Here is a 15,586-nt window from a genome sequence, read left to right as displayed (position 1 = left end):
AGCGAACCGCATGGCAGACACGATCGCTAGCGCAAACCGTATCGCGCGCGACCCACAAGGGCGCATCACCGCAGCGACAGCAATCGGCATGAATGCCCTGAAGCCGATTATGCGCTTCCAGGTCTCAATGCTGAGAATGTGGGCCGATAGCATTGAGAGGTTCGCGGGCAATTACGAAAAGGGCTTGGAAGAAACCGCGACAGCCGTAGAGGAACAGTCAGGCAAGGGACGCGCCGCGCAATAGACATCGTCCGATCGGACGGCATGTCTCGAATCTTGGTCGTGTACCCGCTGTTTTCCAATGCTCCGAATCGGGAACGATTGACGGTGGGCGCTCCAATTCGCGAAGCCGGTCGATTTGCGTTTTGAGGCGCGCCGGCAGTTTCGGCTCTGGTTTCAGCGACGCGCGTAGCCTCTCGCCGATCTCTCGAACGATGGCCCGGCTAGTCAATGTCGATATGGGGGAAACTGGAGACCGCCGCTTTTGGCTATCTGCGCGAGCGCTTGTATTCAGAGCAGCGGGTCGTAGGCAACGACCTTTGGCTATCCGCGACATGCGCCGTGTTAGTACCGGCGAGCGACGGCCTCATGTTGCTTAAAGCCTGGCAGGGGCTTTCGTTCCCTTATCTCTAATCGCGAACGCGATGTTCCATTCGATCCGCATCTCCAAGAGCGATGGGCAGTTGGTGGCCGGCGCGACCTGGAGCACGACGGCGCCGAATCCGGTAGGCGATTATGACGGGCTGCTTGAACAGGTCGGTACGCAGGACTGGCAACGAGGCGGTATGGCATGAGCCGCGCCGCATTCTTAAGCCGGCTGCGACTCAAAATCCATCCTCGCTGAATGCGCTAATCTGATGGCCGCGACTGATTCCACGTTATCGCGATTCAGGATTCGGGTCCGCGTTGCGCATTCCGCGCCCACTATCCAACGAATGGAGACGGTCGTCGATGTGAGCAGAGCTTGCCGTTGTCGAGCTTCCGAACCGGCAAGACGGCCCCACGGGTCTGCAAGTCGTGCCTTTCCGAACTGATCGCAGGCGCAGTGTTTACGATGAATGCCACCGAGGCCGCGAGCTTCATGACGCGCTTGGAGGCTGGCGAGACGTTACGTACAATCGTCGGTCGTGGCGGAAACACAATCTGCTCCAAGAAGGCATTCGATAAGCACTGCGAGCTCTGTCCGGAGTGGGGCGCAAAGGCATTGGTCTTTGCTGAGCGCAACCGCAAGCTGGCGGACAAGAGAAAGGGACGCCCGGATCCTAATCTTCCCGTGCGGCCGGCGAACGTCGCTGAAGAGGATATTCCGATATTCCCAGAATTGCAGGCGCGAAATTTTAGCATCCCCGACTGTGCCGTCGCTGAAATCTGTATAAATTGCCCCCCTCCAGCCGACTGCGCGACGCTAGGCGAATGCCTTGACACAATCAACGCGCGTGCCGCTATCCCACATCAGGAAGAATACATGAGGCCTGCGCAGGCCACCGCGTGTATGTCAGCCCTCGAAAACGGGATGAGCAAATGATGGCTGACGGGTTACGTCAGAGGCACAAAGGCCATCGTATCTGCAAACGAATTTGAAAAGCACTGCGTCGGGTATCGAAATTGGGGCTCATGGGCTCTGGCGCTGGTCGAGCGCAATCGCAAACTGGCCGATAAGAAGAAGGGCCATCGTGGCGGTCGAGAGTTCTGCTCGCACGGACATTCATATGCCATCCATGGCAAGAGCTACTTGCAGGGGGACGGTCGGTGGCATCGGCAGTGCTTGGCGTGCGTCAGCTTCCGGCATACCAACCCGACTCACACACCTAAGCCGGAATTGGTCGAGAAGGTGCGCGCGGCTGTGATTGCCGGCACGCGGATCAGCGCTTTGGCAGATCGGCATAGCGCGACGTTCGTTTGTGACTTTCGCCAGATCAGGGCCATCCGTCGTCTCCACCACGACATAGCGGAGAGGATCGACCGCAACTCGCAGCAGCCACGCCTCATAGTGTCGCGACCAGCTATCATTCGCTCCACGAGCCTGCGCGAGCCGACGCTGACCGGAATCATCGCGGCGCCGGCTGATCCGCTGTTTACGCTCGCCGATCAGGTCATCTCACGCAACCTGCCGCCCCATATTCGCAGGCCGGCGGTGAGTTCGCTCGCTGCGGCCCTGTGGCTAAAGGAGGTTACGCCGGAAGACGCGGGTCGGGTAGCGAAGATGTTTGTCAACGCCGCATGGAAAGAGGACGCCGTTGATCGTCGCTTCATCTCGCTCGACGCGCCGGCATTCCGGGCTGGAAACGTGCCGCTGATCGAGAGGATCAGCGAACGTCAGGGGCTCTGGACCTAAGCTTTGATCGGGCATGCCGGGCGACCTCGTCTCGGCCCTGGGTCTTCTAGAAGGAGCGAGCGGGAACGACCCCCGCGCTCCCCCGGGTGGCTGCGGACGCGCCTAAAGCCGGCGTCGAGTTCATCCCGGAGAACGGCGGGAGCGCTGGCGCGAGGATGAGGAAGCGCAAGCGCTAGGCACTGCAAGGCGGCGTCGAACGCAAAGGAAGCGCGACCGGCAGCGGCTGATGACGCACCGCCGACGGCTGAAGCGGTGACGAAAGATGGGCCCGGCGGTTCACGCTGCAGGGCCATACGACGAAGGGCCGCAGCGAGAACATCGCTGCGGCCCGCGCATGGTCGAAAATGTATCCGGGTGAAAACATCTAAGTGAAATATGCAGCCCGGTACAAAAATTCTGCCCTGGCTTTGTCTCGTTTGCAAACACAATTTCGGCAGAACCGAAATCCATTTGATGGGCATTTAGTTCCGAGAACGGGATCAATTTTGCTATCCTCGCGCGCGAATCGGAGCGTGGCGCGTGCGAAATCACAAACCTAAGCAGTGGACTGAGGACGAGGTACAGACGCTGATCAAAATGATCAACGCGGCCTCGACCGCGATCGAAATCGCCGCCGAGCTTGGAAGGTATATCGCTTCGGTCAAACGTGTGGCCGGAGACATGGGCCTTTTGCTGCGGAGCGAGTGGGGCGCTGCACAGAGACAGTAGGCACCCGGGTCGGCGCCCACTTCTGCCGAGGTTCACGCTCGCGGGTCTCTCTTCTAGTGAGGCGCAACCAGAGCTGCCATACTGAATGCGACTACGCAGGCAGCTGCCAAGGACCAGAGCGCTATAGCGATCTCTTTGGGCATGGTGGTGGCCTCCTGACGAAAGCCGCCTTCACCCTTACTGCCGGACGAGCTTAGAGCGCATACCGATCAGCATTGTGTAGGCAAGCCGGCGCCAAATCAGGTTCATTAGGACTAGCATGTGGCATCCCCGTATTCGATGCCGCCAGCTTCGACCTGCTATGTTTCAAGAAGATTTCGCCGGGGTGCGAAATGGCTTCGCGCCGGTGATGAGGAGGCAGCCCCGCCGGCTCACGCAGGCCTCGCGGCTCGGCCCGTGGCGATAGATCAGGGCCAGCGCCAGCGCGACCGCGATGAACATCGCCGGCCAGCGGGCGATGCGCAGCATGAGGTCGGCGAAGTTCGACAGCCCGATGAAGTTGAGCACGACTGGAATGACTACGACCGCGCCCAGGGCCGTGAGCACGAACAGAATCCCGGCGAGCGTGAAGGACAGCGACATGGCGTTCAGCGCCAGAAATCCTCGCTTCTCCTGCTCGCCGTAGACGATGTTCAGGGTGTCGAACAGCGACTTCATCGCGGCGTTGGCACTCCAAAGCGAAATCCCGAGCCCGATGACGAAGGTCGCCCCGAGCGTCCCGCCACCCTTCGAGGCGACCCGCGTGAGCTGGTCCCGGGCGACGTCCACCGCGCCACCGGGCAGGACTCCGGAGACCTGGTCCAGATGCCTGGCGATGGCGGTCGGATCGGAGAACAGGCCGTAGATCGCGACCAGGGCCGCAAGCGCGGGAAAGATCGCCAGAAGGCTATAATAGGTCATGCCGGCGGCGAGAGCCAGGACCCGGTGCTCGGAGATGTTGGAGTAGACCCGCAGCAGAATGTCCTTCCACCCGCGCGCCGGGATCTCGGAGCGCGAGCTCGCCTGCCGGCCAGGTCGATTTCGCCTAGCGCCTCAGGAGCAGCCGTGTCGCGGGACCCGTCTCGCAAGGGGTTTCTTCCACCGGGGCTGTCGACATGGCGACGTTCTTCCGGGAGCAGTACGGCGGTCAGGGCCGCTGCCATCAGGAGAGCCACCCCCGAGATGACCGTCCACTCGTCCGGCGGAGCCGACCGCTCTCGCTCGGCGGCTGCAACGTGTCGTCCAATCTTGGCTGCGGTCGTCATGGATTGGCTCGGCTGCTGACCCAAGCCTGCCCGGTCGGGCAACAGCCGCCGTGGCGAAACGTTCCCGCTCGTCCGACCCGACAGCTATGCTGGCGGTCCGCCGGCGTTCAGAAGAAATGTGGGCTGGCCTAATTTGAGGGATCGGGTATCGATACCGGATGCAACTCCAATCGACCTTGACTTGCCCCGGCTGCGGCCACCAAGCCACTGAGCCGATGCCTGCCAGTTCTTTTACGACTGCAAAGGCTGCGGAGGCAGGCTCAAGCCAAGGCGGGGCGATTGCTGCGTGTTCTGCTCCTACGGCACCGTGCCGTGCCCGCCGATCCAAGAGAACGGCAAGGGCGCGTTGTCGATGTACAAAATAGTCCTTACTTTTCGGCGGAAAAAGCCTTGGCATTCCGTGCAAAGCTGAAACCTAGTTTGAAATAAAGTCCTTTCAGGTGGCTCGAAGAGGGCAATCCAAGCCGACAACATTGTTCTTTCAAACCGTGCAGCGCGCGAAAAGGGGCACAAGCCATTGCGTACGATACTCTCTACGCCTGATCCTCCCTAGATGGGGGTAGCTCGGCTAGATTGGCCAACTGCCGTCTAAAAAATAGACCGCCTCGTCGCTGAACACCGGCGCCAACAGCTTGTCCATCCAGCAGCTCCGTCGATAAGCGCCTGGAACACCATCGACCGGTTGAGGCCGGGCAGGCCGCCGACCGCGAGCAGCGTGAAGCCGAAGCCGAGTTGGATGACCGCGCAGCAAATTGCGGCCCCGGCAACCGATCGGATACGCGACATGCCGACACTGATTCCGAAGGCCACCCGCTTCCGGAGGCCACCCGCGCTCTAGGCTCTCCGACAACCTATTTCGACTGTGGCTTCGTCAAGTAGTCCAGGACCCTGTCTCGTAATTCCTCAATTTTCTGCGCGGGATACTCAAGGCCAATCAGTCGCAGCTTCTCGATGGCACAATCGACAATTTTGACTTGTGCTTCTCGGTCAAGAAGCAATGTCGCGGCATGATCTATTTTCCCAATCACTTCAATAGTGGAATAGATTACACAGCAGTACGTAACGATCTCTTGGATGAACAGATAAATCGGCGCGCGCGGATTGAATCTATCTGACTTGGCCTTTACCTGCTCAGCGAGATCGGGATCCTTACGATAAATTTGCTGCGCTAACGCTTCGAGTGACCGGTGCGATATTGCATTTGCTTCCTCTGGAGCTAACGTCCGAATAATCTGGATACATCGTTCGACGTCCGGTTCCATAGCTATCTCCCGATTGCTCTTCCGATGAAGCGATCTAGCACGAACATCTTCCGTATCGTGTGATTACGGAAAATGATACTTACGATGATCAACGCAGCGAAGCACACAGATAGCAACCAGTCGTACGATTCCGGCCTCGCATCGCGAACTATCCAGCAGAAGAAAAGTATTGCGGCCACGTAATGCAACCAACGGATCGAAGGGTGCACTACGACGTTGAGAGACTTCCCGGCCTCAAACTGCCTCTGAAATAGTTTGAGATTGCGAAGGCGTGACTTGTTAATCAGCTGGTCATACCGGATCAGCTGATGATTGACGTCAGTTAAACGTTCTATAAGTTTCTTCACAACAGCGATCGCACCCGGGGTGTCCTCTGCAGCCATATGCCGAATCGCATAGCTGTCCGCATAGACCTCGGCCTCAGATTCAACAACTACCTTCCTCGATGAAAGAAACGCCGCCAGGATCCCGGTCATTACTGCACTTATTCCGAGAACACTTACGTTGACAGTTACCAATCCAATCGCGCATGCCAATGCTCCACTTGCGATGATCGACTTGGCGCGGATCCATATGACGCCGCCCATCAACGAGCCGTGTCCCAGTTCGTGCAGAGCTAGGTATTTCTGGTAGAGCGGCATGACCTCCAAATTCATGTTGCTGGGAACAAACAAGTAAGAATTTCCCAGCATGTTGAAGGCGCACTGGTAGTCCATGAATTTTCCAGACCTATCGTAGAGAACAGTCAAATTGCCCGCTTCCTGAGCGAAGGGTCCAAACCGAAACGCTGTATGTGCAAAGCCGTATCGGGACTCGAGCATCGCAGCAGGTATCGTATCGGCGATCTGGAGACTACTCTCGGTCAAGGTCCTTACAATCACGTGGACCGACCAAAGCGATTTTAGCCCTTCGAAGTAGGCGAGCCCATTCATGATGGCGAGGCAAAGTACAACACCAATTATCGCGGTCAGTGCGGAACCATAATCTGGATGAGCAAGAAAATAAGCAACGAGCGCCGCCTTTACCTCAACGAAGGCTGGCTCAAGTAGAAATGAGATTATACCCCAAACGATCCTCAACATCGCGAGCTGTCGCCAAAGCAAAAGCTTGCACGCGCGTCCGCTTCCTCAACGTGCTTCACGTCGACTTACCTGTAAACAACCTCTGCCTGCCTCTGAAGGAACGAAGCTTGCGGCATTCCGGTAGCAACCCGATTGCTGAGCTGGGCAATCAAGTTGCGCGCCCTGTTACAGATCTAGCCAACCGCCTATTTCAAAATTCCCGCAGCGACCGAATATTTGAAGCGACAGAGGCACTAGTCTCTCTGCGCGCCGAGCGGATCGTGATTAGTATACAATGGCGTGAGGCGGAACTGCGAGTATTTTTTTCGTGGACAACTTTGGTCTGCTCTGACAAGCTCCTCTCAGTTGTGGGCTCGGCTCTATTCGCGAAACAACCTAGCGCGAGCTTTTGCCATGGCCGTTCGTATTTTTGAGCCAGGCGATGACTACGTGCTCAATCATTGCACGAAGTATCTTTCGCGCGCGGGTTTGCCGCCGGCACCTGGAGACGACGCGAGAAACGAGAGCTTCCGCGCAAGAATTGCTGAGGCTTGGCGGTTTCCAATCATCGGTTTCATGCGCGACGCCGATGCAGATCCGGATTTGAATCTCGTAACGTTTGTGTACAAGACATCTCCCGGCGACCCACGCCAAGTACAGGTCCTAGGGACGTTCAGCGAGCTCTATCGTTCTATCTCTCTCGCACCCGTCCGGTTTGAGGACCAAGATACCGGCTACCGCGCTCTCTCCGTTGGCATACCGAAGGCGCAGGTGCACACCTACAAATACGTGGTAGACGGTCGCTACGTTCTGGACCCCATCAACCCGCAGCGTGTCATTCTCGGGAATGGAAGGCCGTGGTCGCGCTTCTTCACCGACGGTTATCTGCAGCCGCTTGTGCTCGAGCCCTGGGAAATACGTCTGCTCTATCGACTGGTTGAGCAAATCCTGCCGTTTCGCGGCAAGGAGGCGGAGAATTTCCTGAAGCGCTACTATTTCGGCCTTAACCGCGAGCAACGCAAGACCGACATGCCGAAGGCCTTCAGGCTGGACGACTCCGTCGGTGAGGTCAACGCCATCGACAAGTTCTTGGCGCGGGAGGAAGCGCACCGGCTGGCTGATTACCAACTGTGCCTGCGGCAGATCGACCGAGCGCTGCGTCGGCAAAACCCGGTACTCGAGCCCGCCGACATGCCGGCGCAGGACTTCGTCGAGTTATACGAGAAAATGGCGAAAAGCCATGGCAGCGGCGACAACCCGATCCCGGGCTGGAACTACGACGAATATGGGAATCCTTCTTTCTTCCTCTACATACTACGCCGGCATGCAGTGACGGCGGCGTTCGCCCACCCAAAATACGCCGGCAATGTCGGCGCCGCCGGCTGGGCCTATTTGTCAGAGCGCTATTCCGATCCCGCGGCAGGCACGCTGTTCGACTGGCGGCCGGCCATTGAAAGGCCCATTGGTACCAGCGCCTATTATCGATGACGCGCTCGTGCTGACCCCAGCGATGAGGACCTAAGTGATGCAGGACTCGTTCGATGTGATCGTGGTCGGCAGCGGCGCAGGCGGCGCTCCGATAGCGCACCGTCTCGTCCAAGCAGGGCATAACGTCCTCGTCGTCGACAAGGGACCACTGCTGCGGCCGCACTATGAGGTCCCGGGCGAGCGTAGCGACTTCCGGCGCGACGAGATCTATGCCTCGAGCACCGAGAAGATCCTGCACGTACCCGGCCTCGCCAATACCGGCGTGTCCTATTACAGCAGCCACGTCGAGCCTGATATCAATGACGAGCCGCACGTCTATAAGGGACCGGACGGCCGCGACTACGGCACGATCGAGGGTTACACTGCCCAGGTGGTTGGTGGTGGCACGCAACTATACGGCGCCGTTTCGCTGCGTTTTACTCCGACCGACCTCAGGCTGAAAAGCTTCAACGACAATCGCCGCAAGCCGATCGCCCACGATCCAAACGGCGACATCCGCCGCGAGGCGCGCGACTGGCCGATCGACTACCGAGCGCTCGAGCCCTATTACGTCATGGCCGAGGAGATGGTGGGCATCAACGGCACGCGCGAGAATCAGCAGAAGCCGTTCAGCGCCGTCAAATACCAAAAGCCGCTGGCGCCTAATCCGATCAGCAGTTACGCGCATGATGGCATGGTTGAGCTCGGAAAACGCCTCGGTCCGGGCATCGCGCCCTATCGCACGCCGCTCGCGGTCATTACCGAGGACCATCCCTGGAGCGGTCGGCAGATTCCGCGCAATGCCAAGGGTGAGCCCGATCCTGAAGCCGGCAAGACTAGCTACGTGAACCGCTACGGCGATCCACTCGGGTTGAAGTCCAGCACCTGGGTGGCACTGCTGAGCCCAATCAAGGACAAGCCGAACTTTGCCATCTGGCCGAATTGTGTCGTGACCCATGTCGTCAGTGAAGGAGCCAAGGTGACTGGGGTCCGACTGCTCGACCCCGGCGGCGTCGAGCGGTTCGTTAAGGCAGAGATCGTGGTGGTGGCCTGCTCGGCCATAGAAAGCGTGCGTCTACTCAAATTGTCGGCGATGGCCGACGCCGAGTTCGACCGGCGCATCAATCGCAACCCACTCCTTGGACGCTATTTCCTCACCCATTGCTTCGGCGGAGCGCGCGCCTTGATGCCCAAACGCTTCGACAAGTCGAAGGCCCTCGACGCCGACTGGGCAACCGACTGCTGCGCCACCGAGGAGTTCCTGGAGGAGAACGGCCTCTGGGCAGGCGCGGCCATCTACAACAACACATCGGACCAGGCCCTGCCGCTATCGTTGTTCCGCACCTATGGGAGCCAGGACCTCGATACGTTGTGGAACGGCTTTATGGGGGCTACCGACATGCGCGGCGACCGCTTCATCGACTTCCTCGACGCAGAGTTCGGCCGCGGCCTGTCAATCAGCTTCATGGCCAACCAAGTGCCCCAGTTCGATAACCGCATCGAGCTGCATCCACAGATCGAGGACAAATGGGGCCGTCCGGTTGCGTATGTAATCAAGGGCTGGCACGAACACGACCGCTATCTGATGGATGTGATGGCGAAGCAGTGCGGAGACGTGCTGCGCTACGGCGGCGATCCGGTCGGCCACGACTATCAGATTGAGGGGCAAGGCTCGATTTACATGGCGGAGAACGCGCTCGCCCGCATGGCCAATCACATTCTCGGCGGGGCGCGCTTCGGTAGTGACCCGAACGACTCGGTCTTGGATCCGCAGTGCCGGGTCTGGGAATTCGATAATCTTTATGTCACCGACGGCGCCTTTATGCCTACCTCCGGCGGCGCCAACCCTACCCTCACCATCCAGGCGAATTCGTTCCGCGTGGCTGACCATCTGCTAACCAGGATTTAGCCCTATGGACCCCCGGCTCAAAGTGATTGATGAGGATGCCGTCATTCGGCCGGCCTTCAACGAAAACGTGACGCCGCCGTGGAATCAGGTTTTCAAGATCGTCTTCTACCCCGACCGCATCTATCATGCTCAGTATCTCAACGCGACCCGTAGCCCGCGCTATCAGTACAACGTCTTGGAGGTGCGGGGGCGCGCCGACTTCATCGTGCTCAAATGCGAGGTCTACTTGGACGGCAAGTTCCTGTGCAATGCACTGCGGATCGAGTATCGCGCTGGGCGGCTCGCCGAGCAAACGCGCGAGCGCGGCCGCCTACTCGGCGATGAGGTTCTTGCTTGGGTCGAGATCAGCCACGCCGATCCCGCCCTCCAAGGCGGCCTCAAGCGCTACCTCAAGATGTTCTTCGACAGGTATGTCAACGCCTACCAGGTCGAGATCTGGGAAACGCTGGAGCCGCCGCCGACCGTGTCGCACTCGTTCAAGGTGCTCGACCAGATGGGGCTGCACAAGCCGATTACTGCGATCCCGGGCTTCAAACCAGCGCTGGCCAACATCCGAGGTGTTAACCGCGTGCAGCTCTCATTCCGTGAGCCCGATCTCGACCGGCCGCTCAACTACCGCATCGTCGATCCGGGTTTCGACAATGACTACGCCCACTCGCACCAAGAGCCCAACAAGCCGGCACCGAACTCGGGTGACAATACCATTGAGGATAAGAACTACGTCGTCTCATTCCAGCGCGGCTGGATCCGGGACGCACGGGAGGTAACGCCGGTGTTCTATCAGAACGCAATGATGGAGCCGACCAGCGCCGACTACTTCCGCGGCGATCCGCCGACTCCCGGCAAGTTCGATGGCAATAAGAACGTCATGGGAATGCGCTGGATCATCCAGCGCGAGCTCGGCGGCACGATCGTGTACTTTCACGAGGTCGAGTTGCCGCCTGGGGCTGTCGAGGGCACCCACCAGCATGTCGGTTCCGAGGAGCTATATTATTTCATCGAGGGCGAGGGCCTTGCCTATCTGGGCGACGGCGACGATCCGGCTGTGGACGCCCAGTTTCCTCTCGTCGACCCGATGCCAGACATCTACGGGCTCGGCCCTAAACCGTGCCGGGAAATCCCGGTCCGTCCTGGCATTACACTCTTCACCAAAAGCGGTGGCATCCACGGCGTACGAAACCCGAAACGCAACGCCGCCCCACTCAAATTCGTCGCGTTCGGTTATCACTCCTCCTGATTGCGCAGGTCCCGAATGCCAATCGTCATCCCCCCTGACACCGTGCTGCGGGTGCCGCCCGGTGAAACACCTGACTACAATAGCCGCAATCCTCTGATGAAGCTGCTGGGGGTTGCAGAGACGCATCATCTCGCCGCCGAGCGGCATTTCTATCTCACTGATCATCTACAGGCTTTGGTGCCGTTTAGCCATCTCGACCTCGCTGGCCCGCAGGGCGCCGATGCAGCGATCCTCGATCCGACCCGGCAGGACAACAAAACCGATTTCCAGAAGCAGAACGTGCGCGACTTCCTGGTTACCGACACCTATCTGCTTCGTGGTTGGGTGACGGTGCGCGCATGGAAGGATCTCGAAGCCGTTGAGCCGGTGCCAGACCGCATCGTGCCGTTTCTCAAATTATCTTACCGAGCTGGGCCCGATTCCAAGCTCGCGGATGCAATGGGAGGCTTGCCCGGCACCAGCATTCGCCTGTTCCTGAAAGTCAATGGCCGCGATGCCGGCGGTCTAATCACCGTTCCATACAACGAGGCGACTGATCGGTACGAGATCGAGCTGTGGGGGGACCACGGCCATGACCTGCAGGCGGTCTTTTCCGCCGGCGGCGATGCCATCGGCCTTTCGTCGCTTGACAGGGGGGAGCTCATCACACGTCCCGATCTTATCCTTGGGCAGCGCAGCGACTTCGACCGCGAAGGCAAGGACGACGTGGACGTACGTACCGTATCGCCTGATTGCCTCATGCACCCGCTTCTGCCGGCCCGCATCGAAGTCGCTTGGGCAGACGAGAGCGGCCATAGCTGGGATTCCAATGGGGGCAGCAACTATCACTACGAGTTCAATATGATGTTGCGCGGCTGGAATTCCCATCTGAAGGCCGGGATCAGCGCCAATCCTCACGGGGGCGTCGGCGTCCTGCACTATCGCAACCTCATGTCCAACTATTTCGGTTTTTCCGACAGCGGCGAGCTGGGCCGGATCGTCGAGCCGTGGCAGTTCGATTCCATGGGCCGCAAGCCCGACGGCGAACGCCACGAAAGTTTCTTGGCCATCGACTATATCGACCTGCACATCCTCAAGAACAATTGCGGCATAGGATTACACCGTCATCGAGATAACCAGGAGATCTTTTTCCTCCTGCAGGGACAAGCTGTAATGGTGACGGGCGACTGGTACAAATTCCCCGACCGCGAACGATGCTTTGAGCTCCGCACCTTGCGCGCTGGTCATTTCGTTCTGCTCAAACCCGGAGGCTTGCACGGGATGATGAACGCCACCGACAGTGACATCCATCTCTTGATGTTTGGCGGTTACGACTAGGAGCCAGCATGCCGGCTGATACGAGTCACGTCGGGCCGCACGCCCCCATGGGCGCGAACCTCGTCCCCGGCGGAGCGACGTTCCGCGCCTGGGCGCCGCGCGCCACCGCCGTTTACGTTTCAGGATCGTTCAACCGCTGGATCGCACCAGACGAGAACTGCCGGCTCGTTCGCGATACCGGCGACTATTGGGCTGGCTTCATCCCCGGTGTAGCCGAGGGAGCACAGTACAAGTTCTACGTCGTCGGAGCCGACGGACCGGGTTACAAGCGCGATCCTTATGCCCGAGAGCTGGTGGCACCCGATTGGAACTGCGTCGTTTCTGATTCCGCCCGCTATCCTTGGCACGACGTCGGCTTCCGTCCGCCAGCTTACGAGGACCTGGTCATCTATCAGCTCCATATAGGCACCTTCCACGCTATCGACGCAGCTGGCTTCGATCGTCGTGGCGTTCGCGTCGCCAAATTCCTGGACGTCCTCGATCGGGTGCCCTATCTCGCGGATCTCGGGATCAACGCCGTGCAGCCGCTGCCCATCGTCGAATTTCCGACAGCCTTTAGCCTCGGCTACAACGGCGTCGACTATTTTTCGCCGGAGTTCGACTACGGTGTGCCGCCGACGGAGCTGCCACGCTATTTGAATCGCGCCAACGCACTGCTCACCGCCCGCGGTCAAGCGCCGGTGTCGGTCAGTGACGTCCGCGGCGCCGACGACCAGCTCCGGCTCCTTGTCGACATTCTGCACGTCTATGGCATCGCAGTGATCCTCGACGTGGTCTACAACCATGCAGGCGGAGATTTTGGCAATGAAAGTCTGCATTTTTTTGATCGCGCCCGCCCCGGCAGCAACAATGACAGCCTGTATTTCACCGATCAGGGCTGGGCTGGCGGCCTTGTTTTCGCGTACTGGAATGCTTCCGTGCGCCAGTTCCTGATCGACAATGCCGTGGCAATGATGCACGAGTTTCATGTTGACGGCTTCCGATACGACGAAGTGAGCGTGATCGACCGCTTCGGCGGTTGGCGCTTCTGCCAAGACTTGACCAGCACCGTGAAGGCAGCGAAGCCATCAGCGGTGCAGATCGCTGAATTCTGGAACCCAGGACCGGACTCGGTTGTACGGCCGAGTAGCGCCGGCGGTGCTGGTTTCGACATGGTTTGGTCGGACCGCATGCGCGATGGCATACGCAGCGTCGTCGAGCAGGCTGCGCATGGTGCATCCGCGCCGATTAGTCTCGAACGGATACGCGATGCACTCATGCCTCCGGCTGGATTCGATGGGGCTTGGCGTGCCGTGCAGATGCTCGAGAACCATGACGTGCTGCTGACAAACCACGATCCGAAGGATCAAAAGCCACGCATAGCCTACATCTCCGATCCGTCCGATGCACGGTCATGGTACGCGCGCTCTCGCGCCCGCGTCGCCAATGGTATTTTGCTGACCGGCCCCGGTGTGCCAATGCTGTTCATGGGCCAGGAGTTCCTCGAGGACAAGCTTTGGAGTGACTCTCCCCACGATCCGAACCTTAGGATTTGGTGGGACGGGCTCGGCCACGATCAAGCGATGAGTAATCACTTGCGCTTCACGCGCGAACTGATTGAGCTAAGACGGCGCCTGATAGCCCTGCGCCGTGGACGTATCAATGTCTTTCATTACCACAATCCCACCAGGGTGCTCGCTTTCCATCGTTGGCTCGACGACCTAGGCGAGGACGTAGTCGTCGTGTCGAGCCTGTCGGAGACAACTCACTTCGGCTATCGTCTCGGGCTTCCCCGTACGGGGACGTGGCACGAAGTCTTCAACAGTGACGTCTACGACAACTGGGTTAATCCGATTGTGGCAGGGAACGGCGGTGGCGTGCTTGCCGCAGGGCCACCCCTGCACGGAATGCCTACGTCAGCCGAGATGGTGATTCCTGCCAACGGACTGATTGTCTTGGCTCGGCATTGAGAGGCCTCGAACGGCGGCCGAGGAATGGCTGTCTTATGACTTGCGCAACGAGGCATTGGTCGGGGGACCGACCCCAGCGTAGGCGGCTTGATGAGGTCCGGGTGACCAGTCATTTTCGATGAGCATTCCACGCAATCGCCCTGTCTTTACGCGCTGGCCGGAGCGCCTCCTGAGAAACTGCCGATCCGCGTGTCTTGAACGCTGCGTAAATTGTCATATGGACGACGCGTGACGGAGGGCTTCAATGCCGAATCGACGGACCGACCAACCTGAGCCGGTCAGAAGACACGGCTGGCTGCAGTCGCAAGTCTGCTCGGAGCGCCATCCACCCTTCGAAAGGTGCCGTGCTTGGCACGATACCGGCTTTCGTTCGCCGATTTTGGAGGGCGCGCACAGACCAGAGATCCCTCGATGCCGAGCACAAATATTCGCGTTGCAGAAGGAACCGGAATTGCCGCCACTGTCGGCCGGTGGCGAAGCAGGTATCCTCGACCAGTATGTCCGGCGCAGCCTTTAAAATCAGCAAGGCTGCGTTGAACGCGGGCTTCGCGCATCCACCGGATGTCGCGCCGTCCCGAACTAATACTCACGTCCAGCTCTGACCTACCAATACGTTGCCAGTGCAGCGGCGGATCCTCGTTGTGCGCTTCATATGATTTAACACATCAATGGAGTTGATTCCGATGCAGCAAACGCGAAGATCCGGCGAGAGGGGTTTAGCCACGGGGGCTGGCTTCCATCACCAGCCCTCAGGGCGAATCACGCTTTGCGCCCGCAGGTTCCCTTCCGATTCTGCCAGGTCGGAAAATGCTCTCTAGACCTCGTGTGCAAGCCGCCCCTCTGGGCTGCGTTCCTGAAGGCTTCGCTTCTCTCCTTCCGCCCTCGCTCTGCGAGTGGCAGGAGATGGGCTATGAGCTATCTTCCGTCCGTCACTTGCTCCGCCGCGACGGCGATAAGCCGAGGCCGACGGGGAAACTCGGTGCGACGCCCTAGCCAAGTCCGCCCCTTCGCCCACGACGTCTTCCCCTTCGCTTTGCCAGAGCCGTTTGGCACACTTGGTCTGTTCAGCACGGACACGGGCGAGGAAAGCATCAATG

Annotated in this window: 12 protein-coding genes and 2 pseudogenes; 11 read left to right on the top strand and 3 right to left on the bottom strand. The window is 59.3% G+C overall.

Annotated elements, in window-relative coordinates; all coding sequences use genetic code 11:
* Window positions 1-10 precede the first annotated feature (10 nt).
* The 5 genes from IVA80_RS10500 (at window position 11) to IVA80_RS10480 (ending at window position 3,043) form a co-directional block, all read left to right on the top strand.
* Window positions 11-244: a hypothetical protein gene (locus IVA80_RS10500; RefSeq protein ID WP_247428841.1), complete on the top strand. Its 234-nt coding sequence runs from the start codon at window positions 11-13 to the stop codon at window positions 242-244.
* Between the two features lie 400 nt (window positions 245-644).
* Entirely contained in the window at window positions 645-794 is a 150-nt protein-coding gene (locus IVA80_RS10495; protein ID WP_247428839.1) for a hypothetical protein, read from the top strand.
* 260 nt (window positions 795-1,054) lie between these two features.
* Complete coding sequence (locus IVA80_RS10490; protein WP_247428837.1) at window positions 1,055-1,525, top strand: hypothetical protein; 471 nt, start codon at window positions 1,055-1,057, stop codon at window positions 1,523-1,525.
* Window positions 1,526-1,819: 294 nt separating this feature from the next.
* The gene (locus tag IVA80_RS10485; protein ID WP_247428835.1) at window positions 1,820-2,335 is read left to right on the top strand and encodes a hypothetical protein; all 516 of its coding nucleotides are present in this window, start codon (window positions 1,820-1,822) and stop codon (window positions 2,333-2,335) included.
* A gap of 519 nt (window positions 2,336-2,854) precedes the next feature.
* Window positions 2,855-3,043: a hypothetical protein gene (locus tag IVA80_RS10480; protein ID WP_247428833.1), complete on the top strand. Its 189-nt coding sequence runs from the start codon at window positions 2,855-2,857 to the stop codon at window positions 3,041-3,043.
* A 381-nt stretch (window positions 3,044-3,424) separates the two neighbouring features.
* Here IVA80_RS10480 and IVA80_RS10475 read toward each other — a convergent pair.
* Window positions 3,425-4,054, bottom strand: a pseudogene (locus IVA80_RS10475) (YihY/virulence factor BrkB family protein); the annotation flags it as partial.
* A 391-nt stretch (window positions 4,055-4,445) separates the two neighbouring features.
* On the opposite strand from IVA80_RS10475, the pseudogene IVA80_RS10470 reads away from it, so the two are divergent.
* Window positions 4,446-4,699: pseudogene (locus tag IVA80_RS10470) on the top strand (GDCCVxC domain-containing (seleno)protein).
* A 439-nt stretch (window positions 4,700-5,138) separates the two neighbouring features.
* Here IVA80_RS10470 and IVA80_RS10465 read toward each other — a convergent pair.
* Window positions 5,139-5,549 carry a hypothetical protein gene (locus IVA80_RS10465; protein ID WP_247428831.1) on the bottom strand — a complete coding sequence of 137 codons (411 nt, stop codon included), beginning with the start codon at window positions 5,547-5,549 and terminating at the stop codon, window positions 5,139-5,141.
* A gap of 2 nt (window positions 5,550-5,551) precedes the next feature.
* Window positions 5,552-6,631, bottom strand: a complete 1,080-nt coding sequence (locus IVA80_RS10460; RefSeq protein WP_247428829.1) for a hypothetical protein — start codon at window positions 6,629-6,631, stop codon at window positions 5,552-5,554.
* Window positions 6,632-7,024: 393 nt separating this feature from the next.
* Between IVA80_RS10460 and IVA80_RS10455 the strand changes: the two genes are divergently transcribed.
* The 5 genes from IVA80_RS10455 to IVA80_RS10435 are packed head-to-tail and all read left to right on the top strand — an operon-like array spanning window position 7,025 to window position 14,489.
* Window positions 7,025-8,098 (top strand): gluconate 2-dehydrogenase subunit 3 family protein, encoded by a 1,074-nt coding sequence (locus IVA80_RS10455; RefSeq protein ID WP_247428827.1) that lies wholly within the window; start codon window positions 7,025-7,027, stop codon window positions 8,096-8,098.
* 37 nt (window positions 8,099-8,135) lie between these two features.
* Window positions 8,136-9,986: a GMC family oxidoreductase gene (locus IVA80_RS10450; protein WP_247428825.1), complete on the top strand. Its 1,851-nt coding sequence runs from the start codon at window positions 8,136-8,138 to the stop codon at window positions 9,984-9,986.
* A gap of 4 nt (window positions 9,987-9,990) precedes the next feature.
* On the top strand, window positions 9,991-11,223 hold the full coding sequence (locus tag IVA80_RS10445; RefSeq protein ID WP_247428823.1) for a cupin domain-containing protein: 1,233 nt from the start codon (window positions 9,991-9,993) through the stop codon (window positions 11,221-11,223).
* Window positions 11,224-11,238: 15 nt separating this feature from the next.
* Window positions 11,239-12,540: a cupin domain-containing protein gene (locus tag IVA80_RS10440; RefSeq protein ID WP_247428821.1), complete on the top strand. Its 1,302-nt coding sequence runs from the start codon at window positions 11,239-11,241 to the stop codon at window positions 12,538-12,540.
* 8 nt (window positions 12,541-12,548) lie between these two features.
* Window positions 12,549-14,489, top strand: a complete 1,941-nt coding sequence (locus IVA80_RS10435; RefSeq protein ID WP_247428819.1) for an alpha amylase C-terminal domain-containing protein — start codon at window positions 12,549-12,551, stop codon at window positions 14,487-14,489.
* The last annotated feature ends 1,097 nt before the right edge of the window (window positions 14,490-15,586 follow it).

Source organism: Bradyrhizobium sp. 139 (assembly GCF_023074175.1).
Classification (GTDB): domain Bacteria; phylum Pseudomonadota; class Alphaproteobacteria; order Rhizobiales; family Xanthobacteraceae; genus Bradyrhizobium.
Note: the sequence above shows the minus strand (reverse complement) of the source record. Positions and strands in the feature narration are given on the sequence as shown.